The organism is Polaromonas sp. P1_E1_2 (assembly GCF_056406035.1).
Genome location: NZ_JBFUAZ010000786.1, coordinates 1 through 1609 on the forward strand (window position 1 = coordinate 1; position 1609 = coordinate 1609).

General features: G+C 61.7%; 2 protein-coding genes. Both read left to right on the top strand.

Going from position 1 to position 1609, the window contains the following annotated elements; all coding sequences use genetic code 11:
• On the top strand, positions 1-623 hold a 623-nt coding region (locus AC1D1P_RS22865), incomplete at its 5' end, for a Bug family tripartite tricarboxylate transporter substrate binding protein (protein ID WP_477674568.1).
• 229 nt (positions 624-852) lie between these two features.
• Positions 853-1609: ABC transporter substrate-binding protein (locus AC1D1P_RS22870; protein WP_477674569.1), on the top strand; the 757-nt coding region annotated here is incomplete at its 3' end.

A 1609-nucleotide genomic window follows, 5' to 3' on the forward strand; every position in this document is an offset into this window, starting at 1 on the left:
GAATGGTGGCGCGCGTTCCCCTTGTTTTGCTGGCCAACGCCGATGTCCCGATCAACGACCTGAAGCAACTCATAACAGCAGTGCGCGCCGCGCCGGACAAGTACGTGTACGGGTCGTTCGGCAACGGCACCACAGGGCACTTCGCCGGCGAAATGCTGTGGAGCGCCGCCGGCATCAAGCTGCAGCACATCGCTTACAAAGGCAGCGCACCGGCGATGAACGACTTGATGGCCGGCCAGATCCCCTTCTCGATTGACACCGTCGCGGYGGCGCTGCCGCAGCTGAAGGCGGCCAAGCCGAGGATCAAAGCCATCGCCGTCACTGGCGAGAGCCGCGCGACGCAAATGCCCACGGTGGCGACTGTGGCGGAGAGCGGTTTCAAAGGTTTCTCGGCCGATTCCTGGCTGGCCATTGCCACGCCCAAGGGGGTGCCGGCGGATGTAAAAGCCAAGCTGCAGAAGGCGCTGGCTGAAACCATGAAGGATCCGGAGCTTCGCGAAAAACTCGTTGCGAACGGACTCGAATACGCCTGGGAGCCCGCTGCCACGGTTGCGGCGCGCATCGAAAACGAGCTGCCCCGCATGCGCGTGATTGCCCTGCGTTCCAACATCCGGATCGATTGAACGTGGCGGCCGGCAAGGACCTCGTGGCCTTCTCCGATTGTTACCCGTGGGGCTGGATTCACTATCTACAGCCTCAGGCTTGACAGGTGAAAGCGTTGCACGTGCGAGTTGGACCGCGTTAAGGAAACTGGAAATGAGAACTGGTCAGTTGATTGCCCGCTTGGCGGGCCTGGTTATCGCAAGCGGTATAGCGTCGTCCATACTGGCCGCGCAGCTTGTAGTCGGTCAGGTGGCGCCGTTGACCGGTATTGACGCGAGCCAGGGCCGCGCCTATGCAGCTGGAATGCAGTTGCATTTCAACGCCGTGAACAAGGCGGGCGGGGTCAACGGAAACACCTTCATCCTGGCGCGCCGCGACGACGCTGGACGTCCCGATGAAACACTCACCCAAACGCGCGCGCTTCTGGCCGAGGACAAGCCAGTGGTGCTTGCCGGCTACTTTGGAAGCCGCAATATCGCCCAGCTGGTTAGCGCGGGCGTATTTGAGCGCGAGCGCATCGTGCTGGTCGGCTTCCGCGCGACCGAACTGAATCTGGACGCTCCACAACTTTATGGCGTGCGCGCCACATTGCGGGACGAACTTGCGAGAATCACGGCGCACCTGGCGACAGTCGGAATCACCAGGCTTGGCTTGTTTTACGAAAATGGCCCCGGTGCTGCGCCACTCATCGCCGCCGCACAGGAAGCAGCGGCGAATGCCAAGGCCAGGATCGTACAAACGGCGGGTTATGACGCTGGGACCAGYCGCGTGGCTGCCGCCGCCGACGCCATGCTGCAAGCCTCGCCGCAGGCGATCATCATGATTGCAAGTGGAGGCGCTGCTTCCGGTTTTATTGAGAAATACCGCTCGGCCGGAGGAACGGCTCAGCTGTTTGCACACTCGGGCGCGGACATTGAGCAGATGGCGAAACGGCTTTCTGACGAGCAAATGCAAGGCATCGCGATCGCCCAGGTTACGCCCAGTCCCTACAAATTGACAAATCGGC